24 protein-coding genes are annotated in these 23,273 nt (G+C 44.3%); 8 read left to right on the top strand and 16 right to left on the bottom strand.

Annotated elements, in window-relative coordinates:
• Nucleotides 1-4: 4 nt before the first annotated feature.
• Entirely contained in the window at nucleotides 5-619 is a 615-nt protein-coding gene (locus QUB04_RS03135) for a pentapeptide repeat-containing protein (protein WP_333280854.1), read from the top strand.
• A 603-nt stretch (nucleotides 620-1,222) separates the two neighbouring features.
• Here the strand turns inward: QUB04_RS03135 and QUB04_RS03140 are convergent.
• From QUB04_RS03140 to QUB04_RS03170, 7 genes are all read right to left on the bottom strand, one after another.
• Nucleotides 1,223-1,990, bottom strand: coding sequence for a hypothetical protein (locus QUB04_RS03140; RefSeq protein ID WP_333280857.1), 768 nt, complete (start codon nucleotides 1,988-1,990; stop codon nucleotides 1,223-1,225).
• Nucleotides 1,991-2,108: 118 nt separating this feature from the next.
• Nucleotides 2,109-2,429, bottom strand: coding sequence for a hypothetical protein (locus tag QUB04_RS03145; RefSeq protein ID WP_333280860.1), 321 nt, complete (start codon nucleotides 2,427-2,429; stop codon nucleotides 2,109-2,111).
• A gap of 26 nt (nucleotides 2,430-2,455) precedes the next feature.
• Nucleotides 2,456-2,785 (bottom strand): DUF433 domain-containing protein, encoded by a 330-nt coding sequence (locus QUB04_RS03150; RefSeq protein ID WP_333280864.1) that lies wholly within the window; start codon nucleotides 2,783-2,785, stop codon nucleotides 2,456-2,458.
• Nucleotides 2,786-2,919: 134 nt separating this feature from the next.
• Complete coding sequence (locus QUB04_RS03155) at nucleotides 2,920-4,434, bottom strand: Dyp-type peroxidase (RefSeq protein WP_333280867.1); 1,515 nt, start codon at nucleotides 4,432-4,434, stop codon at nucleotides 2,920-2,922.
• Nucleotides 4,431-5,924 carry a hypothetical protein gene (locus QUB04_RS03160; protein WP_333280870.1) on the bottom strand — a complete coding sequence of 498 codons (1,494 nt, stop codon included), beginning with the start codon at nucleotides 5,922-5,924 and terminating at the stop codon, nucleotides 4,431-4,433. The genes QUB04_RS03155 and QUB04_RS03160 overlap by 4 nt, the downstream gene beginning before the upstream one ends.
• A 208-nt stretch (nucleotides 5,925-6,132) precedes the next feature.
• Nucleotides 6,133-6,726, bottom strand: coding sequence for a hypothetical protein (locus QUB04_RS03165; RefSeq protein ID WP_333280873.1), 594 nt, complete (start codon nucleotides 6,724-6,726; stop codon nucleotides 6,133-6,135).
• Between the two features lie 28 nt (nucleotides 6,727-6,754).
• A complete protein-coding gene (locus QUB04_RS03170) occupies nucleotides 6,755-6,898 on the bottom strand; it encodes a hypothetical protein (protein ID WP_333280876.1) in 144 nt (47 codons plus the stop codon).
• A gap of 297 nt (nucleotides 6,899-7,195) precedes the next feature.
• Between QUB04_RS03170 and QUB04_RS03175 the strand changes: the two genes are divergently transcribed.
• On the top strand, nucleotides 7,196-8,485 hold the full coding sequence (locus QUB04_RS03175) for an NB-ARC domain-containing protein (protein WP_333280879.1): 1,290 nt from the start codon (nucleotides 7,196-7,198) through the stop codon (nucleotides 8,483-8,485).
• A gap of 111 nt (nucleotides 8,486-8,596) precedes the next feature.
• Here QUB04_RS03175 and QUB04_RS03180 read toward each other — a convergent pair whose 3' ends face one another.
• Together QUB04_RS03180 and QUB04_RS03185 are read right to left on the bottom strand one after the other, a co-directional pair.
• Nucleotides 8,597-9,112 (bottom strand): isoprenylcysteine carboxylmethyltransferase family protein, encoded by a 516-nt coding sequence (locus QUB04_RS03180; RefSeq protein WP_333280881.1) that lies wholly within the window; start codon nucleotides 9,110-9,112, stop codon nucleotides 8,597-8,599.
• Between the two features lie 162 nt (nucleotides 9,113-9,274).
• Nucleotides 9,275-10,219: an aldo/keto reductase gene (locus QUB04_RS03185; RefSeq protein WP_333281026.1), complete on the bottom strand. Its 945-nt coding sequence runs from the start codon at nucleotides 10,217-10,219 to the stop codon at nucleotides 9,275-9,277.
• Between the two features lie 150 nt (nucleotides 10,220-10,369).
• Here QUB04_RS03185 and QUB04_RS03190 point away from each other — a divergent pair, with 150 nt between their 5' ends.
• Together QUB04_RS03190 and QUB04_RS03195 are read left to right on the top strand one after the other, a co-directional pair.
• On the top strand, nucleotides 10,370-11,803 hold the full coding sequence (locus QUB04_RS03190) for a BCD family MFS transporter (protein WP_333280884.1): 1,434 nt from the start codon (nucleotides 10,370-10,372) through the stop codon (nucleotides 11,801-11,803).
• Nucleotides 11,804-11,899: 96 nt separating this feature from the next.
• Nucleotides 11,900-12,733, top strand: a complete 834-nt coding sequence (locus QUB04_RS03195; protein WP_333280888.1) for an inositol monophosphatase family protein — start codon at nucleotides 11,900-11,902, stop codon at nucleotides 12,731-12,733.
• 505 nt (nucleotides 12,734-13,238) lie between these two features.
• On the opposite strand, the gene QUB04_RS03200 is transcribed toward QUB04_RS03195, so the two are convergent.
• From QUB04_RS03200 to QUB04_RS03225, 6 genes are all read right to left on the bottom strand, one after another.
• Complete coding sequence (locus QUB04_RS03200; protein WP_333280892.1) at nucleotides 13,239-13,820, bottom strand: NAD(P)H-dependent oxidoreductase; 582 nt, start codon at nucleotides 13,818-13,820, stop codon at nucleotides 13,239-13,241.
• A gap of 314 nt (nucleotides 13,821-14,134) precedes the next feature.
• Entirely contained in the window at nucleotides 14,135-14,767 is a 633-nt protein-coding gene (locus QUB04_RS03205) for a retron system putative HNH endonuclease (protein WP_333280894.1), read from the bottom strand.
• On the bottom strand, nucleotides 14,764-16,017 hold the full coding sequence (locus tag QUB04_RS03210; RefSeq protein WP_333280897.1) for an AAA family ATPase: 1,254 nt from the start codon (nucleotides 16,015-16,017) through the stop codon (nucleotides 14,764-14,766). The genes QUB04_RS03205 and QUB04_RS03210 overlap by 4 nt, the downstream gene beginning before the upstream one ends.
• Nucleotides 16,018-16,069: 52 nt before the next feature.
• A complete protein-coding gene (locus tag QUB04_RS03215) occupies nucleotides 16,070-16,945 on the bottom strand; it encodes a ChaN family lipoprotein (protein WP_333280900.1) in 876 nt (291 codons plus the stop codon).
• A 561-nt stretch (nucleotides 16,946-17,506) separates the two neighbouring features.
• Nucleotides 17,507-17,668, bottom strand: coding sequence for a cupin domain-containing protein (locus QUB04_RS03220; protein WP_333280903.1), 162 nt, complete (start codon nucleotides 17,666-17,668; stop codon nucleotides 17,507-17,509).
• A gap of 630 nt (nucleotides 17,669-18,298) precedes the next feature.
• Entirely contained in the window at nucleotides 18,299-18,574 is a 276-nt protein-coding gene (locus QUB04_RS03225; protein WP_333145777.1) for a hypothetical protein, read from the bottom strand.
• 160 nt (nucleotides 18,575-18,734) lie between these two features.
• On the opposite strand from QUB04_RS03225, the gene QUB04_RS03230 reads away from it, so the two are divergent.
• From QUB04_RS03230 to QUB04_RS03245, 4 genes are all read left to right on the top strand, one after another.
• Complete coding sequence (locus QUB04_RS03230) at nucleotides 18,735-19,373, top strand: peroxiredoxin (protein ID WP_006632618.1); 639 nt, start codon at nucleotides 18,735-18,737, stop codon at nucleotides 19,371-19,373.
• A 300-nt stretch (nucleotides 19,374-19,673) separates the two neighbouring features.
• Nucleotides 19,674-20,258: a Uma2 family endonuclease gene (locus QUB04_RS03235; protein ID WP_333280906.1), complete on the top strand. Its 585-nt coding sequence runs from the start codon at nucleotides 19,674-19,676 to the stop codon at nucleotides 20,256-20,258.
• 210 nt (nucleotides 20,259-20,468) lie between these two features.
• Nucleotides 20,469-21,443: a cysteine synthase A gene (locus QUB04_RS03240; RefSeq protein ID WP_333146687.1), complete on the top strand. Its 975-nt coding sequence runs from the start codon at nucleotides 20,469-20,471 to the stop codon at nucleotides 21,441-21,443.
• 251 nt (nucleotides 21,444-21,694) lie between these two features.
• Nucleotides 21,695-21,994, top strand: a complete 300-nt coding sequence (locus tag QUB04_RS03245; protein WP_333280909.1) for a (2Fe-2S) ferredoxin domain-containing protein — start codon at nucleotides 21,695-21,697, stop codon at nucleotides 21,992-21,994.
• 14 nt (nucleotides 21,995-22,008) lie between these two features.
• Here the strand turns inward: QUB04_RS03245 and QUB04_RS03250 are convergent, their stop codons facing one another.
• The gene (locus QUB04_RS03250; RefSeq protein ID WP_333280913.1) at nucleotides 22,009-23,241 is read right to left on the bottom strand and encodes a hypothetical protein; all 1,233 of its coding nucleotides are present in this window, start codon (nucleotides 23,239-23,241) and stop codon (nucleotides 22,009-22,011) included.
• Nucleotides 23,242-23,273: the final 32 nt, after the last annotated feature.

Consider the following 23,273-nt stretch of genomic DNA (forward strand, 5'->3'; position numbering starts at 1 on the left):
GCAGATGTTTAGAGGTGCGGGGCAAAGTAAGATTGTAAGTGCGATCGGGCTGGCAACTTTTAGTATTATTGCCTTAGCAACTACAGGTTTAATAATTTTCGCAGCGAACCGTTCGTCAGTCAAGCATCAAGTCCGGCAATTGCTGACAGCGAGGGAATGTCAAGGTTGCAATCTTTCCGAGGCAAATTTGAGCGAAGTTTTTCTGGAAGGCGTCAATTTAGAAAAAGCCAACCTGAAAGATGCCAATTTGTGGAGCGCGCATTTGGTAAACGCTAACTTGAAACAGGCAAATTTGGGTGGGGTTTACCTGATAAGCAGCAATTTGGCCGGGGCAAATTTGGAGGGAAGCAATCTAGAAAATGCGTTTTTAGAGGATGCTTATTTGGGAGGGAGTAATTTGAGAACTGCTAACTTAAGAGGTGCTTTTATGAAAGGTATTTTTCTCGTTAACGCTGATTTGGAAGGGGCAAATTTGGAGGGTGCTAATCTGTGGATGGCTAATCTGGAAAGTGCTAATTTGAAGGGTGCTAATCTGAGAAATGCTTTGCTGTTGGATACTAATTTGGCAGGGGCGAATTTAAAGGGTGCGGTGATGCCTGATGGTACGCGACATGAATGAAAGTCAGTTGACAGTTGACAAGAAAGCTGTCAATCGATTTTAGATTTTAGATTTTAGATTAAAGAATTGAAGCATTGACCCCACGGATCAATTCGGGGGCGCCTTTATCGGATACAGGTTTTTTATTTCTGGACGGATGAATCCGGGGGCTTGTATCCTGGATGCTTTCGTGGGTAATGAGTTATTCAGTCAGGGGAAAGCGCGATTCCCTACCCTTCGGGAACCCCTACGGGGAGATAGCTTCGCACGCGCGTACTCTTTACCTTTATTTCCGTTATTTGGTGAGGAGATGAAGGAGTGACGAGGTGCGATCGGCATCCTAAAAGATTTTACAATTTTACTGCCCGCGTCCTGGTTTGCAATCTACGAAACCTAATGCCTCTGTGTCGATAAAACTAGCGATCGCCATCTCAATAACGGCTGCGATCGGGTATTAAATTTCAGCAGCACGAGCAATTAGAGCAGCTTGAATTTGATCGGGTAAGCCTCCTAAAATGATTTCCGCATCAGCGAGGGAAAGTTTTTCCTGAAGTTTGGCTTGCATGGCTTCACCTTTCGGTTGGAATTTGAACGTTGCAAATTGTTATGCTCCCACACTTTCTACTAGCTACTTATTCCTGCCAATAGCGATCTCCATACATACGCTAATATGGCAAATAATATGGCAAATATTGAGGCACCCACAAACGGCAATATTTTACGACCAATATTAGATAACACAACTAGAAGTGCAAAAAACGCAATTATAGTGGCTGCAATTCTTGTGATATGTAAAGGGAACTGAAAAGCAAGCAGGAGGACTCCGATCGCCAACAGCAGGTTGGACAAATGAAAAAGTACAAGGGCAACATTAAACACTCTATATTTAGTTTTTTTAGCTGCAAAGCTAATGGAATTAGCAAAAATGCCAGCCGAATAAATATAAAGTCCTGCGGAAAGTAGAACCAAGCCTACAACCCAGTCTTTGCTACTGTTGCTTGTTATTGTACCAGGAGTTAAAGCTAGCACCACAATTGTTATGCTGAAACCACCCAAGACACCTGCCACTGAGGAAAACGCAGCGGCAGCCGACGATGTATCTGCTTCACGAGCAAGAGCATTTGCCAGCATCAGAATCTCCTCCTCATTAACTGGGGAAGAAGCATCTGACGATGTATCGGTTTCAGAAACAGGAAGTTGTGGTGCTACTCCTTCAGTTGATGAGGATGCAAATTCATTCATCTTCGTGTAGTTATTGCTGCTGAAATTTACTAAAGAATAAACCAACCCGATCGCCCTGTCGGTGAGAAAAAGTGACCGATTTTTGTCAAGGTTTGTAAATGGGTCAATTGTGGAATTAGGGGAAAGGGCGATCGCACTTGCAACTTTCATTTCTCGTTATTGGGTAAGGAGATGAATGGGTGACTAGGTGCGATCGAACTAATGGAGCAAATAAGGGCGATCGTTGAGCAAGATGATAACTCTGACAATATCTTGTTGTCAGCCTGCGTCAAAGGGGTAGCTTGGCAATACGCTCGACCCACTCTTGTGCGGTGGATGCTGGCCAAATCAGCAAAAGTTCCTCGATAACGACTTCAATTGGTAACTTTCTGGAGACAATGATAACTCCTGAACTTTGATTGATTGTGATGAATTCAGCAAATTCTGATGGCATCGTTTTCCGATCGTGGCTAACGACAATACGTCTCTGCTGTGCTGCAATCGCCAATACTTCTTGATATTTAACACTTTCTAACCCAGCAGGAAAGGCGGTTTGAAAATCAATTGTCGGTTCTTGTCTTAAAACCCCTGTGACGATCGCCTGATTCAAGTCAGCATCAGCTTGTTAGCAAACATTCACGAGTTTATCTGCTGTCTTGCTGTTTTGGCTGCCATCAACTTGTCGTATAAAGCAGGAGCGGTAGACTGTAATGGTTGGGGCATCGCATCAAAAGCTACTTCCTCGGCTGCTAAGTAGGCATCGATCTCAGCACGATTGGCCAGGTAAAACGCGATCGCCCCATAAACCTGCTCGAGTTTCAGCAACGGAAAAGACTGAACGATACTTTCCGGCGATATACCTGCGCGGAAGGCGTATACCACTGAGTCAAGGGAGATTCGAGTTCCTTCCACCCAGTAAGAATCATTCCGATATTCTACATAAGCTTTGGTTGCAAGAGCCGACATAATTTTACTTGGATTCAATCCCCTCATTATAGATGGATTCTTGTTAGGCTACCAATGCTCGCCGATTCCGCAGTTTATGTAAACCTTAAGGGGCGATCGGATGCCCTCGCCCGTTTGACTTATAAAAAATAAAACTATAAGCCCCGATCGGAGAAGATGAACCTGAGACCGGCAATACCTGGAACAGCAAAGTACCCTCCACCGGAAGTCTCGACCCAATTCCCATTCAATTTGAATTCAAACTCTTTACTAGGAAGAGGTAAACGACCTTGACGTTCACCATTTGGTAAACTTGATTTACCTATAATCATATCGTGTCCTGAAGAAGATGGTCGTTTTACAGAATTTGCCCAATTTTTTTGCAAAAAAACAAACTGCAAATCTATTGAGGTTTGGTAAGACAAAAATAGTAAACCGCGTTCCGCTTCCGGTTCTGTTTCAAAATCCGCCCCAAAGAGCATACCTCTACGCAGAATCATTTTTGACAGAGTATCTTCAGTCCCTATATCGGTGATGTCATCTCGTGGATTAATCTTACGAATATGAGCAATTGCAGGGCAGCGAAAGCCAAACAGATCGGATTTTGTACCAGGAATAGTTCTGCTTTCACCATTATCAGTGACTTCTATGTCTGCTTGAGGTGCGCTGAAACTAAAATAGTTATTCCTGAAGATATCTCCAGCAAGGTGGGGGTCGGGGGTATCAGGTGATACTGCTAGTGGGGTACCATCAGGCCAACGACCCACAGCTTTCGCCATCAACATATCTGCGGTAAGACCGCTATTACTGAGATTTTTGGCAAGTTTGTCAAATGCACTCCTAAACATTTCTACATCTTGTCTCAGACGGCGAAAGACAAGAAAACTTCCATTTCTAAGCCATTGAGGAAACGGTCTTTCTGCTCCCGGAATTCGTGGATTTTCATTTTGAGATGGATAACCAAATATAAACTGACCAGGCCAAATCAATGGTTTTCCAGGTTGAGCCAGGATTTCATGGCGGGGGTCATCTTCAGGTAATAAACGGCGCGCCAAAAACGTTCCGTCGGACAAGCGTCCTCTCAATCCCGGTTGAGAGATACCATCATTGAACCCAAAATGTTCTTTATTATCTCGACGGCGATAGGCTGGCTGGTCGTAAATTAAATCAACCGTGTTGCCTAATTTATCAAGTAGTGCATCCGCTGCTTGATGAAGCTTTGCTTCAACCTCACCAGCCAAAATAATAAACACATCAGGAGTATTTTCTGGTGTGTCACCTATTACCCACTTTTGGGGATTTCCAGAAGTGTCCGTTGTATCTCCCAGTGTTGCTGCATCGGCGGCCATTCCGTTAACGAAGTTCTGGTCTAAATTGGCTTCTAGTGTTACCCCTAACTTCCTTAACCCAATTGCAGATAACCCAATTGCCATCATGACTTCATTGAAAATCGGTCGTTCCTGTCCTGCGGCAAAGGCTGCACGACGCTCACTTCGCTTCTCCTGGGTTTTTGATAACGTAGTAACGTTATCAACCTCAGAGAGTAAAAAGGCGCGGGCTTGATTGACTTCTATTAATTTTATGCCCAGAAAAAGGGAGTGTAATGTACCAAAGCCCGTTGCCAAATGTCCTTGGATATCGGTTTCATTGAGAGTAGGTTCATCAATCATTGCATTCTCCTCGCCATCAGATCCATTTCAGTGCGCTCGCCTCGGTCTAAAACAATATTAGACTCCAAACTGTCAAAGCCAAATGGTGGCTCGATCTTTGACCAATCAATGTCTTTACATTCTTTCCCAGGAGCGGGTATCTCCCAATAATTGGATCGATCTGGATTGGGATTCTGGCAAGCAACTCCCTCACAAAGAGCAATTGGGCCAGTTACTAAACTGGGTATCGCTTCTCCATAGATAGTAATTGACGTTTGTCGCGCAATAGGTCCCCCAGTAGATAGAGGGAATCCATTAAGAGTGCATTGTTCTAGACCATAGTCCGCACCTACCGGAGGGGTGATTGTGAAGCGAAGAATACGCGGATTCGTGAGGTTTTCATCACCACGAGAGATGTTTAGAACATCTTTTCTAGCTAATGTATTACCTTTTGGATCTTTCAATCCCTCAAGTTGAATCTCGCTTATATAAAGACCGACTGGATCGCTAATGGTAACAGCCAAATCATTTAGCATTATTTCATTGACTGAATAACCGATAGTGGGATCGCTGTTGCGATTAATACCCCCAAAGCTTCCACAACCAGTCAATCGAAAGCGATCGTTGCCGTCTGGATTTGGTGGTGTTAGGCTGCTCCTGAAAGCCCAACGACGTGTTGCATCAGCAGCCAATTGAATTTCAGCACTCAGTGAGTTGTTACGCTGAATCAGGTGCATTGCTCCACGTCGTGTATTCCAAATATTGTGTGGATTGTATTCATCTTTAAGCCAGCCGGCTCTTGGAGTATAACCAGTTACACGGCGATTATCGCTGTCTCGATCAATTGTAATAATTGGCCCAGCAACATTAGTCTGCCAAAAGATATCGCGACTTCTTACTTCACTACTGACGTATTTACGATAAAGTTCAAGTGCTAATGTTTTATCATTATTCGCTAGAACTTCCCAGTATTCTGGACCTTCGGCTGTATAGGTAATTTTTGTCACCTTGCTACCTATCCGTTCGACGTGCCATTCTAGATATTCATCTTGAACGCGCTCTTCCAAAGCAAACCCACCCGCTCTATCTATAACACCACTATCATTATAAGGAACCATCTGGAGACCAGAAGCTGGCATAAAAGGTGCATACTGAAAAAAATTATCAATAATTTCTCCCCTACTATTAACAACTTGAAAAAGTGCAGATACAAATGGACGCAGTACCTCTGCTACTCGATGTACCCGTGCGAAGTTTTCCAATGTCGGATTACTTTCAATATTCGCCCAGTTATCGTAAACGCGAGGAAATCCAGGCCAAGTTATCGATCTCTGTATTGGGCTTACACCACTTGGAACATTTAAGGGGCTATAAAATCTAGGATATTTTGTTGCATCCGAAACTCGATTAAACGACATACTTATGCGTTTATCCCATTCCTCGTAAAGACGATTCTTATAAGAAGTTGAGAGATCGAAGTCCTTTAAATTAGCTGGTGGCTGAAATGGCATCTATGTGGCTCCTGTTATCGTTTTAATCATGAACAGTATGAACAGCGTGTGCTCTGCCTTAATTCAAAGAATAAACCACCCCGATCGCCCTGCCAGTGAGAAAAAGTGACATGGTTTTGTACGACTGAAATCATCAGTTGTGAATAGCCTGAGTAGCTTTTGCTCCGCTTACGCTTGAGCTGATGGAGCAAATCAGGGCGATCGTTAATCAAGTGGAAGGTTTCAATGCAAACAGCCCACCATTCTGAACTGGTAGAGAATAGGAAATTTGATCGCGACCTGCCGATCCAGTACCTGTAAGATTGTCAAAAAACGTTCCCCGGTGTTCTGGGGTTATCAGAACAGACACATCACCGACACTAGAAGAAGTAGCAAGGGAAACTTCAGCGAAGCCTCTAAGTTCAAAGTTAGCATCGTTGAGCAGTTCAGGTTTTTTGATGATATTAGGTTGCACGAGAAATAATCCAGTGCTTTGTGACATCAGAGGAGCAGAAGCAATAAACTTGTTAGTAAAATCCTTAACAGGCTCTAACTTTCCAGGCATATCGTCGCCCATATCCGATCCAGTTGTGTCAAAGAAAGTAACCAAATCATTAATGGAAATCCCAAGGGGAAGCTTCACTGTAAAAGTCAGTGTGAGAAAAATATCGGCAGAACCCAAGTTGGCAATTGTTAGAAAGTATCCTTGAATAACTGTACGCCTTAATCTATCTATTTTTTGCTTGACACTATTAGGTATAGATCCAGGCAAATCTTTAGGAAGTTGAGGCTTAACCAAAAGCTCAAAAGTAGAAATAATCATTTGTTGATACTTCCAAGGAATGATAATGTTATTTGGCTCTGACATAACTCAAAGAATAAACCACCCCGATCGCCCTGCCGGTGAGAAAAAGTAACCATCTTTTGTAAACTTGCGTAAATTCCCCGATCGCCCCGCCAGTGGGAAAAAGTGACCATATTTTGTAAACTTGCATAAATTCCCCCGCCCTGTCGATGAGAAAAAGTAACCATCTTTTGTAAACTTGCGTAAATTCCCCCGATCGATTTTAGGTTTGAGATTTTAGATTTCACCTCATCCCAAATCCGTTAAATACCCCTCTTATTTCTTAGTCCCCCTCTGCTTGACTTCGTATGTGTAGACGGGGTTTCAACCGCCAAGTGTAAAAGGGGCTAAATCCCGGTTAATTGAGTAAATTTATTTTCTATCCTGAAAAGCAACCCCCTCATCAGAAGAATCAGTATATTTACTGAATAGGCCAAACTAACAAACTATGACACCACAAGAGGCGATCGCCCTCATCGATAATCTGTTACAATCCGCTAACAAAAAGCACAAACTCAATGACATTCAATCCCTCGTCTTTCTAGAAACTTGGGAAGGACATTCTTATCAAGAAATAGCCGAGCGCCACCAATACGAACACGATTATACTAAAAAAGTCGGTTCGCATTTGTGGCGAAATCTATCTCAAATCACCGGCGAAAAAGTTTCAAAACAAAATCTTCAAGCAGTCTTGCGCCGCTACCACCACAGCAATTCCCCCATCCAGCCCGCTAGCGAAGGCGATAACTGCATCCAAGATTGGGGAGAAGCGATCGATGTTTCCTATTTTTACAACCGCCTGCAAGAATTAGAAACATTAGAAACTTGGATTAGCAGCAATACTACCCGTGCGATCGGTATTTTTGGACTTGGCGGAATCGGCAAAACTTCTCTGTCTGTCAAACTCGCCCAGCAAATTCAATCTCAATTTGAATTTGTTATTTGGCGAAGTTTGCAGCAAACACCAACCTTAGATGTTATCCTCAGCAATATTTTACAGATTTTAACTGGTTCAGAAGCGACAACAAATAACTCTATTTCTGCTCTCATGGAACAGTTGCGACAAAAACGCTGTTTGTTAATTCTCGACAATATGGAGTCGATTTTGCAAGGGGGAAATCGCAGCGGACAATATCAACAAGGGTATGAAGATTACCGACAGTTATTTGCGCGCATTGCTGACGAATCCCACCAAAGTTGTCTGATTTTAACAGGCAGAGAACAACCGGGCGGATTTGCCGCGCGATCGGGCGAAAATTCACCCGTGCGATCGCTCCAACTCTTCGGAGTTTCACCGCCCGTATGCCAGAAAATCCTCGCCGATAAAGGATTAAAAGCAACGCTATTGCAGTGTCAAAATCTTGTCAACTACTTTGGCGGTAATCCCCTCGCGATCAAACTGGCTGCAACTACGATTAAAACTATTTTTGGTGGTGACATTGACGCATTTTCAGTGCAAGGAAATACTGTTTTTAGCGATTTGTGGGATTTGCTCGATCGCCAGTTCGATCGCCTGTCTCCTTTGCAACAACAAATTATGTATTGGATTGCAATTAATCAAGAAAGAGCGACTCCTGCGAATTTAAAAGCAGACCTTTTACCCAAAGTTTCGGGCCGACAACTGATGGAGGCATTGGAATCCCTAGCGGAGCGATCGCTCAATTATACCTCATCAACAAGTTTAATGCTACAACCTGCGATTGCCGAGTATGTTAGAGAACGATTGCTCGAAAAGTAGCTCTAAATGGGTCTTTTTAAGGGGGATTTAGGGGGATCTAGACTCAGGTAAAAACGATACAGAAATCTACACTGATTCATTGGCGAGCGCCAACTACGGGCGATCGAACTTTTAATAAATGCCCGGAATTAGTTTTTTTACTCGCTGGCGGTATTCGGAATAGGCTGGATATTTTTTGGTTAACCAGGTTTCTTCTCGGTTGGCTTTGATCTCGAAAAGTATTATTAATAGTGCGCTGGCTATTAAGTGGGATATGCTCATTTGAAAAAGTGTCCAGCCGAGGGCTGCTAAAATTAAGCCGCTGTATAATGGATGCCGCACTATTCCGTAAATGCCTGTTTGGACTAATTCTCCGTCTTCTCTGGGATATGGTAAAGGTGTGAGGTTTTTTCCTAAGTCTATCAATCCTTTGATGATGAAAATTAATCCGGTTAAGCCGAGAATACTGGCCATAAACCAGATAATATAAAGTAAGTGGGTTGATTGATTTTTTAATCCTGGCAGTTGATAAACTGGTAAGATTACAAATCCTGTGAGCAATCCTCCTTGAAGCAAAACTAAATATTCGCCACGGCTGTTGTTGCGCCAGCCTTCGCGCGTGAAGCCCCAGTCAGTTAAGATTTTCATAATTGAAGGAAGAGGGAAGAGGGAAGAAGGAAGAGGGAAGAGGGAAGAGGGAAGAGGGAAGAGGGGAGAAGAAAGTGAACTGTAGGTTGGGTAGAGTGAAGTAAAACCCAACCTACGGCGAACAGTCAACAGCGAACAGTCAACAGTCAACAATTAACAAATTTATTCTCGCCAGGGACGTGTCATTAATTCTAATTGATTGACTTCATCTTGGCTCAAATTCCAGCCTAAAGCGCCTGCATTTTCTTGGGCTTGTTTGGCGGTTTTGGCGCCGGGAATGGGGATGACTCCGTTTTGGCATATCAACCAGTTTAGGGCAACTTGGGCGGGCGTGCGATCGCGCTTTCTGCCCATTTTCCGCAGGGTGGACATGACTAATTCGATTTTTTCGAGGCCGCTTTTACTGAAGCGGGAGTCCATTTTGCGGGCTCCTGTAGGTGGTTCTTGGGCTGTATATTTGTCGGTAAGCAATCCTTGGGCTAAGGGGCTGTAAGCTAAAATTGTGACGCCCAATTCGCGGGCTGCACTCACAATTCCTTGTTTTTCTACTTGCCGCGACAGCAATGAGTAACGGACTTGATTTGTTGCTAAGGGAACGCCTCTGGCTGCTAGTATTTTGTGGGCTTGGCGCATCTGTTCTACTGAATAGTTGCTGACTCCTACTGCTTGAATCCTGCCTTGTTTTACTTCATCCGCTAAGGCGTTCATCAGGGTTTCTTGACTCAGCAAAAAAGTGAACGGCCAGTGCACTTGGTAGAGGGCTATTTGTTCTACTTGCAAGCGTTTTAAGCTGGCACTCAAGGCTTCGGAAACTGATTTTCCTGTAATCCGCCAAGGTACGGGGCCGAATTTGGTGGCTATTTGCACGGGTTGGGTGGTTTTTTTGAGAAACTGCCCCAGCAATTCTTCTGACAAGCCGTTACCGTAGACTTCGGCTGTGTCGAAGAAGTTGACTCCGCTGTCTAGGGATGTTTTGAATGCTGCTTCGACTTCGGCGGCGCCGTAGTTGCTGCCGTAGTTCCAAAATAGTTTGTCGCCCCAAGCCCAAGTTCCGACGCACAGGGGAATGACGGCTGGGCCATTTTGTCCTAGGGTAATGGTTGTCACGGTTGGTAAATCCACAGTTATTGATTCTCTTTATTTTTATATGAATTTATACGAATAATCCCGATCGAGCTTCTAGCCGGGGGAGGAAAGGCGGCTGGTGGCGATATCTCAGTTACTATAAGTGCAAATGATGTGTTTATTTGAGTAGTTATGTCGATCGACCGTTTGCCAGATTCAAGATTAACAGATTCCGCGACTCCTGCTATCAAGAGAGTTACCCTGCTGACTATGTTCCGGTTGGGTTTGTTTCAGATGGGATTGGGCATGATGTCGATTTTGACCCTGGGGGTGCTCAATCGCGTCATGATTAAGGAGTTGGCGATTCCGGCTACTGTGGTGGCTGGTACGCTGGCTATGCACCAGTTTGTCGCCCCGGCTAGGGTGTGGTTCGGGCAAATGTCTGATGCTAAGCCTTTGTTTGGCCATCACCGCACGGGTTATGTGTGGATGGGCGGGGTTTTGTTTGTGATTTCTGCTTTTTTGGCGGTACAAGTGATGTGGCGCTTGGGCAGCAGTTTGGAGGCTGTGGGGTGGACTACTCCTACTTACGGTTGGGTGGGTTTGTTGGGTTTGACTTTTGCGCTTTACGGTATTGCTATTTGTTCGAGTTCGACTCCTTTTGCTGCTTTGTTGGTGGATGTTTCGGATGAGGAGGATCGATCTAAGTTGGTGGGTGTGGTGTGGTCGATGCTGATGGTTGGTATTATTATCGGGGCGATTATTAGCAGTGGTTTGCTGAAGCAAATTGATGGGGATGTGCCACGGGAAGTGTTGCAGGCTTCGATTAATGGTTTGTTTGTGAAGGTGCCGGCGCTGGTTTTGCTGTTGGTGGGGATTGCGACATTTGGGGTTGAGAAAAAGTATTCGCGGTACGGGGCGCGATCGTCCGCAGTGAATCGAGAAGATAAAATTACTCTGGGAAGTGCGCTGCGGATTTTGACTGCTAGCCGCCAAACTGGTTTGTTTTTTACTTTCCTGCTGATTATGACAATTTGCTTGTTTATGCAGGATGCGGTTTTGGAACCTTACGGCGGGGAAATTTTTAAAATGTCGATTTCGGAAACAACTCGGTTGAATGCTATTTACGGTACTGGTACTCTAATCGGTTTGGCTACAACTGGTTTTTTAATTGTGCCGCGCATTGGCAAGCAAAATACGATTAGGTTGGGCTGTTTGTCGGTGGCGACTTGTTTTGGTTTAATTATTTTATCTGGATTTACTGGTAATCCAATTGTGTTTAAGTCGGCTTTAATGTTTTTTGGTTTTGCTTCGGGAATTACGACGACTGGTGCATTGAGTTTGATGTTGGATTTGACTGCTGCAGAAACTGCTGGGACTTTTATTGGTGCTTGGGGTTTGTCGCAGGCGATGGCGCGGGGTGTGGCGACGATTAGTGGCGGTGCTATTTTGGATTTGGGCAGAAGTTTGTTTGGGGTGCCGATGTTGGCTTATGGGTTGGTTTTTGCTGTGCCTGCGGTGGGTATGATTCTGGCTGTTTGGTTGTTGGGTAGGGTGGATGTTCGGGAGTTTCAGGATAATGCTAAAAGTGCGATCGCGACTATTCTGGAAAATGACTTAGACTGATATTTTGTCAGTTGGCAGTTGGCAGTTGTCAGTTGGCAGTTGGCAGTTGTTATTGCAATAACGAATAACGAATCAGGAACCAATAACCAATAACTAATGACTAATTTTTGGAATTCAATTTTAACTTTTTCTCAGACTACTGTCCAGACAGTCGGCGAGCAGTTTTTGAAAGATTTCGGTTCTGCACAAGCAGATGAGAAGGATGATGGGAGTTTGGTTACGCAGTCTGACAATTGGGCGGATGCGGAAATTAGAAATGCGATCGCATCTGCTTTTCCCAGTCACGGAATTTTGAGCGAGGAAGGAGAACACGTTTTCCCAGATACGGAATGGTGTTGGGTTGTCGATCCTCTGGATGCTACGACTAATTTTGCTCGGGGAGTTCCGATTTGGGGGATTTCTTTGGGCTTATTGTATCGCGGAACTCCGGTTTTTGGCTGCGTGCATTTGCCACCAGTTAATCAATCTTTTCACGGTTTTTATGCAGGGGATTTGGCGGGCGACAATGTATTGGCAAATATGCCTCAAGGTGCGTTTTTGAACAATCGACCGATTTGTCCCACTGCTGATAAAATGAGCGGAAATCATATTTTTAATTTGTGTTCCCGGAGTGTGGGAATCGGGCCTCATCTTCCGAGTAAAATTCGGATGTTGGGCATGGCTAGTTACAATTTTTTGACGGTGGCTTCGGGTGTGGCTATGGGAGGGGTGGAAGCGACTCCGAAAATTTGGGATATTGCCGGGAGTTGGGTAATTGTGAAAGCTGCGGGTGCGGTTTGGCTGCCGCTAGAATCGCAGGGGATTTTTCCGCTGGAAGTGGGGAAGAATTACGGGAGGATTTCTTATCCGACTTTGGTGATGAATCGGCAGGAGTTGGTGTCGGTGTTTTTGCCGTTTGTGGAGGCTTGGAAGAAGAAAAAAATGGGGTAATTTAGGTGAAGCAAAGCTATCCCGTAGGAAATCGAACAATTATTAAATAAAACTGCAGGGCAGGCGTGACGGAGGAGTCTCCCACGTCTGCCGTGCTGTTTGGAAGAAATATACCGACCGATGACCGATGGTTCAAGTATGCCTACTCTTGTCTATTTCTGCCAATCTGCGATCGGGTGGTTTTATTTTACGTCGATAGGGTGATGCGGTTTCGGTACAATTTGTGGTAATGTTTTCACGAGCTATTATCTCTCGGAAATAAAATTATACCCGTTTTCAAGTAGAGGCACAAGGGAAAATAGATTTACTGCGGTGTTGGAAAAAGTAGATGAGTGGTATGGCTAGGTCGAAGAGTTAGCCTGTGGGAAGATACAAGGATAAACTTTGGCAGAAACTCGGAAAAGTCTGCGGTTGGCGATCGCACTTGATGCAGCCAGCCAAATAACAGATACTGGGATTGGGACACAATATTGCTGTGTCCCTACTGCAAAATGAATTTATTGCCTCATGCGATTAATTTCGACAGCACATTAGACAACTTAGCACCGAGATTTTCAACAGAGTCCTGCTGTTTGGCATCTTTCATCGTACCGTCAGCATTAAATGCTTCAAAAGCTTGGGGAATTGCTTTCTGATCCGGGAGCACCAATACGTTAATATTCCCCAGGATCGATCGCAAATGCACTAATCCCCGCAAACCGCCCATTCCGCCTGGGGAAGCACTCATAATTACCGCTACTTTGCCAGTAAATGCCACCAATCCCGGTTCACCCGGTGCTGGGCGCGATACCCAATCGATCGCATTTTTCAACACAGGCGTAATTGAACTGTTATACTCAGGAGAAGCTATCAAAAACCCGTCATGCGCTACCATCAATTCCTTCAATTTATGGGCATTTTCTGGCACTCCCTCTTTTGCTTCTAAATCTTCGTCAAATAGCGGCATCTGCAAATCGCGCAAATCTACATAAGTAACTTCTGCACCCGCCGCCGTAGCCCCAGCCGCCGCAACTTTTACCAGCAGTTTGTTATAGGATGCTTCGCGGGTACTTCCGGCAAATGCAAGTATTTTTGGTCGAGTGTTCACGGTATTTCCTGATATTTTGACAAGATAATCTTGACATTTCCAAGCTAAATTTTAGCAAAGGAAGGGGCTCGCTGTCTCTTTCATTAAGATATATTAGTTAAATAAATTGTCGCCACTAAAAAACCGGGCAGGCGTGACTGAGGAGTCTCCCACACCGGGCGCGCGGTTTGTAGTAAATATAACCGACCGATGACCGATATGTAAAGTGTGCCTTGGTGCATCGAGTTCCTGCAATCTGCGATCGGGTGATGCGGTGGGGTTTAATTTTTATTAAGTCCGATTATCGATCGCGCAATCTTTAGGTAACATTAAACTTAAGAAACACCAAAATAATTTTTTAGAAAACACAAAACAGCAGTACAAAAAGGCTGGTATCGCCCTTCCCCATTCATTTGTTGACAAACTTGAGCTAATAATTCTGCCTCTTCCTGTGTTATTCCTTCCAGTGCTTCAAATGCTTGCTTTCGTCCCTCTGTTAAGTCAAAATGATTGAGTCCCAAAACTTTAATGGTTGTTTGAGCATCTTTTTGATGAGCTAAATTATTTGCAGTTGGCAGTATCTCACCAGTGCTAGAGTAATCAAAAAATTCTTCACAGTTGGCTTGTAGTGGCGAAACCCCGATCGCAAGATTCTTCTTCTTATTGCCACAATACTCTGGCCAATTTGGATATCTGCCACAAGAGCCTAGCATATTTGTGTAATCAAGAGATAATTCGGAATCAGTCTTGCTCTGGGGGGCTAGATGTTCAATATGGCTATTGCTTTGCTCAACTCTCATACAGCAGTAGCAGCAAATATAGCCTTGTTCACTTAGCAAAGAAATGTGTACCGCTTTTTTCTCAGGGTTGGAAAGATATTTGTAATCATAGTTGACACCGAGAGACTTCTGTGTAGCCTTCCAGTCGGAAAAATTTTTAGGTTCTTTCCCCTTTTGAATATATTTCATTTAGTGAGAATTTCCTTGCGTTGAATTAGCCAATCTGCTCTCACAAATTCAGGATCTTCTTCTCCCATTCTGTGTGCTAATTCTTGGCGAAATTGCCGTGCCTCTCCGAGTTCGCCATTGTCTATCAAGCGAAACAATTCACGTAAAGATTCTATAATTTGCTGCGGACGTTCGGGAGTTCCCATAAGCGTTTCTAGAATCCGATTGCTATCTTTCCCAAAGGATGGTACTCGATCGATCGCAATTCCTTCAGATGTTGACCTCAAAAGATGAACCCATTTGAGATCGCTGATTACCTGTGGCGAATGAGTCGTAATTATAAACTGGCAATTTGGGAATGTTTTTTTCAGATTCGGAATAATCGCCCGTTGCCATTTTGGGTGCAAGTGTAGCTCAATCTCGTCAATCAAAACAACGCCGGAACCCTCAAGCGGATTGCAATCTGGATTCGGATTTGCGATCGCCAAACGCCTTGCTAAATCTCCTGCTAGTGCTAACAAGCATTTTTCACCATCGGATAGTTGATTGACGATCAGTTCATCGCCTTGTTTGTCTGCCGTCATTCGCAAAGGCGATCGCCTAACCCGTAAATTTGAAAAGCCGTCTAGTAAGTTAGCGATCGCATATCTGACTGCTTCTAGTTCGCGATCGCGATACTGATCGGAATCATTTAGTCGTACTTCGTTTTCTAAATCTTCCCGATCTCTAAACCATTCAAAAAAGCGCCTAAAATCGATTTGCCCTCCCGTGAGAACCTCGTCATAAACAGTTATCTGCTCAAACGAATGTTTCGTCCTAATCTTCAAAGGAATATCAAGTACGGCACGGTTAGTTGGGTAGTAAACAGCCAGAGGCAATGCTGCGTAAGAATTAGCCTCTAACTGACTGTGTATGCGATCGACAACTCTTTTTAATTCCCCAAGGTTGCTGCTAGTATCCTTGCTTCGCCCTTTACTGACCTTGGTTAAAGACCATACCACTTCCGACCAGTCATTGATTGAAATTGTAATTTCGTTGTGAGTTTCTTTGCATCCTTTTTTGATATCATCTTCGTTGAAAGAACGTCCATTACTATTGGGAGTTTGAATTCGCTTTGTCAGCCACGAGAGAAGAATAGCCAAACACTCAAGTATGCTGGATTTTCCCACACCGTTGATACCGATGAACACGGTCGGCTCATCTGTATCAAACTCCAGGGTCAAATCGCTGATGCCTCGGAATGAGTTCATTTTTAGACGCTTGACTTTCACGATTTGGTTCTCGCTCTGGCTTAGTGGGTTATATTTTTGAGATCATATCAAATCAATGCTTCCAAACAAAGTCAGCAATGGGTCTATCTGCCGACAAAGGAAGATTTTCAGTGTAATTGAATAAAACCGATCGCACTTTTACATTCCCGACTCCCAAACGCCTCTCGACGCGACTGGGAATGCCGTAACCGTAAATAATGTGCCCTTTTCCCGCCAACACCACAACTTGATAGTCGGGGTTTGCTTGGACAAATTCAGCTATTTTTTCCGCCATAGTTTCGTCCCACAAAACTTGGGCTTGCAAGAATCTTTCAAAAGCCGTACTATTTCCCTGTGCTGCCTTTTGGTGTTGCTGGAAAACTTCTAGCAGCAGTTGCCGATATTCGGCGTTGTCGGTGCGAATTTCGGATATTGGCGGAATGTGCTTTTTTTCCTCCGCAGTGAGGCTTTCTAAACCTTGACGGGCAACTTTTCTCGTTACTTCGGATGGTGTATTTAAGGCGAGGACGGGTAGTTGATTTTCTTTGGCAAACCGCAAAATGGGGGCGTAAGATTCCCAGGGAAAACGCCATCTGCGATCGTACTCTGTTTGCTCGACTAATTGCTGTTCAGTCAGTTTACCTGCTAAGTAGTTGTCGATCGCACTTTGAAAGGGACGCTGAAACATTTCCATCGCGATCGCAATTTTCCGATTTTGCCGCTGCATTTCTCGGATAATCGCCAGTTGAGCTTGGTGGTCTTCCGCGCTATCGTGGGTTTCTCCCAGATACACGACTTTTGCCTTCACCAACTGTTGCAGAATCTCTTGGTTCGTGTAAGTCTGTCCAGGTTGAGGGTTCGCCGTCGTTTGGGCTGTCACTGCACTGCTGCACAGCAGAAAGATACTCAGCGACAAGGCGCATAGTTTGATGAGTTTGGTTGTTTTCATACAGATATTATGCCGTTTCTCGCAGCAGCAAGCACAGCCGGACTCTACTATTTTACCTGAGCAGCTAGAAAGCTCAATGCTTAATTTAACTTCATAATTATCCGCAGTTACTTCTAAAAATGTAAAGTTTAGTTGCAGGTACTTGCGCTTCTAGAAGAAGGTGATAAATTAATAATATGAAGCGAACAAAAAGCTTCTCCGACAGATACCAAATCTAGATACCGCAGCGAAGTTCACAATAGAATCTAAGGAGTAAAAACGCTGTTTAATCTCACATCTGTCTCATCAAAAACCAATAGCAGCACCCACCAACAAAGCTGATACTTCCTCAACTAATTAGAGGGGAGCAATGCAAATGAATCCGAGGATTATTGCAACTCCACATCGAAGTTGAAAAAAGAGGAAATCACTCGGTACATATGGCTGGGTGCTGTTGTTGTTAAAGTTGTTGTTAAAAGAGATTTTCGGTTTGTGATGTTTTTTTCAGTAGAGGCACAGCCTCTAGATATGCGTTACCGGGCAGAGCCTGGTAACAAGCATACAAGGAGAAAAACTAGAAAATTACTGGAAAATTGTCTCGTCTTCCTTTCGCCACGCGGGATCGACAATACAAATAAATATTAGTGGCTTTGTGCCACAGTTGTAAATAAACTGCTTGGCGTTTGGGGGAATGTAAACTGCATCTCCGGCTTCCACGAATTGATTTTCGTCGTCGATGTGCATTTCTGCTACACAAAACTTGGCTAAACTTATTAAGTCTCACCATTCAATCAGAATTACTTCTGAAGGGTCTGCTTCCTGTTTCATCCAAGGGAGTCGGCCCGCAACTTGTCCACAGGCGTTAATTCGGGCGTAGCCCACCCTAATTGGTTGAAGCTTTTAGCTATGAGTCATCCACTATTTTCAACCAATTTAACGAAGCGCGGACTCCCGTTCGACCTTGTAACAGGCTGGTCAGTTTTGACAAAACCGTGGTTTACAAACCAGATAATTAAGCCTTTTGTAGGCATTGGTGTAATCATACTGCCCAAAATGTTAATCAGTCAAGTTAAGTATGACCAATTTTTGTAAACTGACTTTCTGAGTAAATGCGCTGGTTCAAGAGTGTTCTGTCAGGGATTAACTTGCCTTCACTTTCAAAGGCGCCGTAACTAACGAACATGAGGACTCCTACTAATGCGTGCGAACTCTGCCACTTTCCACATAGAACTTTCTCTCAGCGCTCAACTGTGGATAAGTTTGGGAAACTATTTGGCACTTAAGTTTTGCTCCTTAAAATCTCTTTACCACAACTTAAGTTTAATTGAAAGAGCAAGAGATGTTAAGAAATATGTAAAGCGGCGGCCGGATTTTTTAACCGTAAATTCCCGAATGCCCTCGATAATCAGGACAGTCGATCGCATCTTCAGATAAAGCTATAGTAGGCTGAACGGGACACTTGAGGTGGTAGTCGCCGGTGAAAAATACGCAGTTAGCACAAGGGATTTGGTGCATCCGCTGAGCTCGGCGCATGGAGTCGGTGACAGTACGCCCGACACTCAAACACAGCAAAAAAACTATGCCCCAGGCGGACACAAAACACAGCGGGACTAAAATAGGCTGTATTGCCTTAAGCAAAAAGTAAAGCATAGCAAGAAAATTTAGCGGTATAAGCCACACATACATTACAGTAGTGGAATTGCCGATCGATCGACCAAAAAGTTTAGAATCCTTTACAGCTCGATCGAGAAACCGGGCAATTATGGGATGATAAGGAACAGTCCTTAAATAAAATTAGAGGAAATCCGTTATGACTCTGCGATTAGGCGACACAGTTCCCAACTTTACCCAAGCTTCGTCTGAAGGCGAAATCAATTTCTACGACTGGGCTGGCGATAGCTGGGTCGTGTTATTTTCTCACCCGAAAGACTATACTCCAGTTTGCACCACAGAACTCGGTGCAGTGGCCCGTCTAAAGTCTGAATTTGAAAAGCGGGGCGTCAAAACCATTGCCCTCAGCGTCGATGATGTGGATTCTCACATGGGCTGGATTAAAGATATTGAGGAAACTCAAAATGTTACCCTCAATTATCCGATTTTAGCAGATGGCGATCGTAAAGTCTCCGACATTTACGACATGATCCATCCCAACTCGCTAAACAACTTAACAATCCGCACAGTTTTTGTGATTGACCCGGAAAAGAAATTGCGTTTGAGCATTACTTATCCGGCGAGCACTGGTCGGAATTTTAATGAAATTTTGCGAGTAATTGATTCCTTGCAACTTACCGACAAATACAGCGTTGCGACTCCGGTTGATTGGAAAGACGGCGACGATTGCGTCATCGTACCTTCGATTACCGACCCGAAAGAGTTGGAAGAGAAATTTCCTAAAGGTTATACGCCGATTAAGCCTTATTTGCGGATGACTCCTCAGCCGAATAAATAGGTTTAGCATTCCTGGACGCAGAACCTAATTAGGTAAGGTGTGCACTGCACACCTTACCTCTATAATTCGCACGTAATATCAAATCCGTTGACATCGGAATTATTATCTCTCTCTTCTCTTTCTCTGTGTCCTCTGTGCCCTCTGTGGTTTAATCATTCCGATACAACTGGAATTTATCACACACCAGCTTGTAGCTAGGACTTGAGTCCTTAATCCTGATTTTTGAGCACTCAAGTGCTAACTACAAACAAAGAAATTGTGCAATCTTGTGTAAACACTTTAGATTGGAGGAAAGGCCAAATGCTGTCATCAACAATTGTGTTGCGAATACCGCCAAAATTGCAAATGACAGACGACGAGTTTTTCGAGTTCTGTCAAATCAATAGTGAGTTACGAATTGAACGCAACAAATCGGGAGAATTGCTAATTATGCCCCCTACTGGTTCGGAGACGGGAAACCGAGAAGGTAATATATTTGGGCCGCTGTGGGTTTGGGCAGAACAAAATGGTACTGGTTTAGCGTTTACTTCGAGTACAGGATTTACTCTGTCCACAGGTGCCCAAAAGTCGCCGGATGCTGCTTGGATAAAATTGGAAAGATGGAATGCTTTGTCACTAGAACAAAAGCAAAAATTTGCCCCTATTTGCCCGGATTTTGTAGTAGAACTCAGGTCGGCTTCTGACAATCTCAAGCCCTTGCAAGAAAAAATGCAAGAATATATGAGAGAACCCGGAGTGCAGTTAGGCTGGTTGATTGACCGAAAAAATCGCAGAGTTTATATTTACCGTCCTGGTTTGCCAGAGGAATGTTTGGAGAATCCTGCTACCGTTAGCAGCGACCCCGTTTTGCCGGGATTCATACTCAATATGAGCAAGATTTGGTAGAACTGGTAGCAATAAATATCAACTTCTTGTAAAAATTAATAATATAGCAATCCTAAATGATTCAGATAAATTTGTAGGGGTAGTGCTACCCCTACTCCCCGTGCCTACCCCCTATCTATCGGGCAACCACGGGGAGTAGGGGTCGGATTGCCCCTACAATAATTATGAGAATGATTTAGGATTGCTATAGGATACACACACGCAAAAAATATGGATATTAAAAACGGCTTTGTAGGCACAATCGGCAACACACCACTAATTCGCTTAAACAGCTTCAGCGATGAAACTGGCTGCGAAATTCTCGGTAAAGCAGAGTTTCTCAATCCCGGCGGTTCTGTAAAAGATAGGGCTGCTTTATACATCATCAAAGATGCAGAAGAAAAAGGCTTGCTGAAACCGGGCGGCACTGTTGTTGAAGGCACTGCGGGCAATACTGGCATCGGTTTGGCCCACATTTGCAACGCTAAAGGTTACAAATGTATGATTGTGATTCCCGATAACCAATCTCAAGAAAAAATCGATGCTTTGAAAACCTTGGGCGCTGAAGTTCGGACTGTTCCCGCTGTTCCTTACAAAGACCCGAATAATTATGTCAAATTGTCGGGAAGATTGGCGGAGGAAATGGAGAATGCAGTCTGGGCAAATCAGTTTGACAATTTAGCCAATCGCCGAGCTCATTACGAGACAACTGGGCCGGAAATTTGGGAACAAACAAACGGGAAAATTGATGCTTGGGTAACAGCTACTGGTACTGGCGGCACTTTTGCTGGGGTAGGAATGTTTTTGAAAGAAAAAAATCCTGCTGTTAGAATTGTCTTGGCAGACCCGATGGGCAGCGGGCTTTACAGTTATTTCAAAACTGGGGAAATTAAGACTGAAGGTAGTTCGATTACTGAGGGAATTGGCACTACCCGCGTCACTGCAAATATGGAGAATGCCCCGGTAGATGACGCCATCCAAATTCACGATACGGAAGCTGTCCGCGTGATTTACCAACTGCTGAGGAAAGAAGGGCTGTTTATGGGCGGTTCTGTGGGGATTAATGTGGGGGCGGCTGTGGCTTTAGCGAAGCAAATGGGGCCGGGACATACGATTGTTACGGTACTCTGCGACGGCGGGGCTCGGTATCAGTCGCGTTTGTTCGATCGACAATGGTTGGCTTCCAAAGGTTTGTCACCAGATTAACCGTAGGGTGCGCTGAAGTCTTAAGCTGTCCCGCATCTAAATTGTATTTTTCGGGCGGGCGGGACGCCCACGCCACGATAATTTGAGGAATTCAAAGCGATTGAATGCAATTCAAGTTTAATGAGTTGTGGGATGGGCTTCTAGCCCGTCCAAAGTTTTTAACGACTTTCCTACAATCTGGGCATATATGGCTACACCTATTCCCATGATAAAAAGGTAGCATATATTCAGCCGACTGTCAACTAAAAAATATGAAAATTATCCAATCTTCTAGACAAGTTCTCGTTTGCCAGAACCGCACTTGTCGCAAGCAAAATTCAGCAAAGGTACTGGCAGCTTTTCAGCAATTGTCGCCCTCAGAAGTTGAAGTGGTTGCTAGCAGTTGTTTGGGACAGTGCGGCAACGGGCCGATGGTATTGGTGCTGCCAGAAGAGGTTTGGTACAATGGTGTTTGCCCTGAAGAAGTTGCGGCCATAACTGAGCAACATTTGCGGGGAGGAAAGCCGGTGGAGAGGATGCTTTATCGCAAGTTTCACCGACTTTCTAAGTAGTCGATCGCCCTCGTTTAAAATTCTTCCGCAAACAACCGGCGGAGAATTTCCGTGACTTCGGCGCAAAATCTGGCGTCGAGTTCGATCGCTAGGCGATCGACACTGCTGGAACCGCCTACAGGTTTTTCTGCCCGCAAACTCATGGCTAAAGTTCTGAGTTTTGCCGGCTTTCCCGCCGCTTTCGGCCGCTCGTCAACAAACCGCACTAAAGCCACATAAACTGTTTCTAGGGTTCCCCTGATCGAGCTGAGTCCGTAACCCAATTTTGAGATAATTACTGGAGAAGTGATAAGGCTATCCATCCCCAAAGTTTTAATTGCTACGTCCACATATCGAGCGCTGTCATGTCCCATTGCTCTGACAATGCTTTCTAAGCTGTTCCACTGAGATGCTTTCATGCGCGATCGCTGTTCGATGTGGAAGTGCCATCCTAACATGGAAATTAGCCTGGTCAAATCATAAGCAGATACGGTATTACTTTGTTTGGTACTGTTTAATGCCGCACTTAGCAGCACTTGTTTTTTGGTGAGATCGAAGATTTTTGGGTTGTTGTGATAAGGATTTTCGCCGTAATCGCCGCGAAAAATTAGGTCATTATTGCCAGTAGCGCTCTTCAGCCATTGCTCTAATCCTATGCGAGTATCGAAGCGTTTGAACATCGCAGCTAAGGAGTTTGAACTACCTATATTTGAGGCATAGCTAATCATGTCTTTTGCTACATCGTAAAAGTAAAAATCGTGTCTTAGCCCGTTGCCATCTCTAACAACGCAGTTGTCAATGTCGCAGTCGGGATATTTGCTATTTACTTGACTGACGATATTAAGGAGTGGGATAATTTTAGTGGCACTCCACTGCTCAGCTTTGGTAAGTGCGTTTTTTCCCAGCCACTGCGCCTGAATTTTGCCGTCTACAAAAGTACCAATGCAAACGCAGGCTTCCTTAATATCTGCGTGCAAAAAATTTAAAGCTTGAGAGTTAATTTGAGGTAGTTCTCCCAGGCTGGGAAACGGGGTAGGTTTGAGGGGATTATTGGGGCCGGGAATAGAGCTAATTACTTTTAAGCCGTCGGGTTTCTGTTTGAGATAATCGGGATAGTTTTTAATTTCTTGTTGGTAAGGGGATTTTTCAATGCCCCGGTCTAAAAAAGCTAGTTTGTTGATGTTAGCTTGGGCATCTATTTGCATTTGGAGGTAGTTTTTGAAGATGCGCGCTCGGTCTTTTGCGAGTTCGAGGGAGGTGAGGTTCATGATAATTGTTGGCAGCTTGTTACGAATAAGTA

It is taken from the genome of Microcoleus sp. D2_18a_B4 (assembly GCF_036702475.1).
Classification (GTDB): Bacteria; Cyanobacteriota; Cyanobacteriia; order Cyanobacteriales; family Microcoleaceae; genus Microcoleus.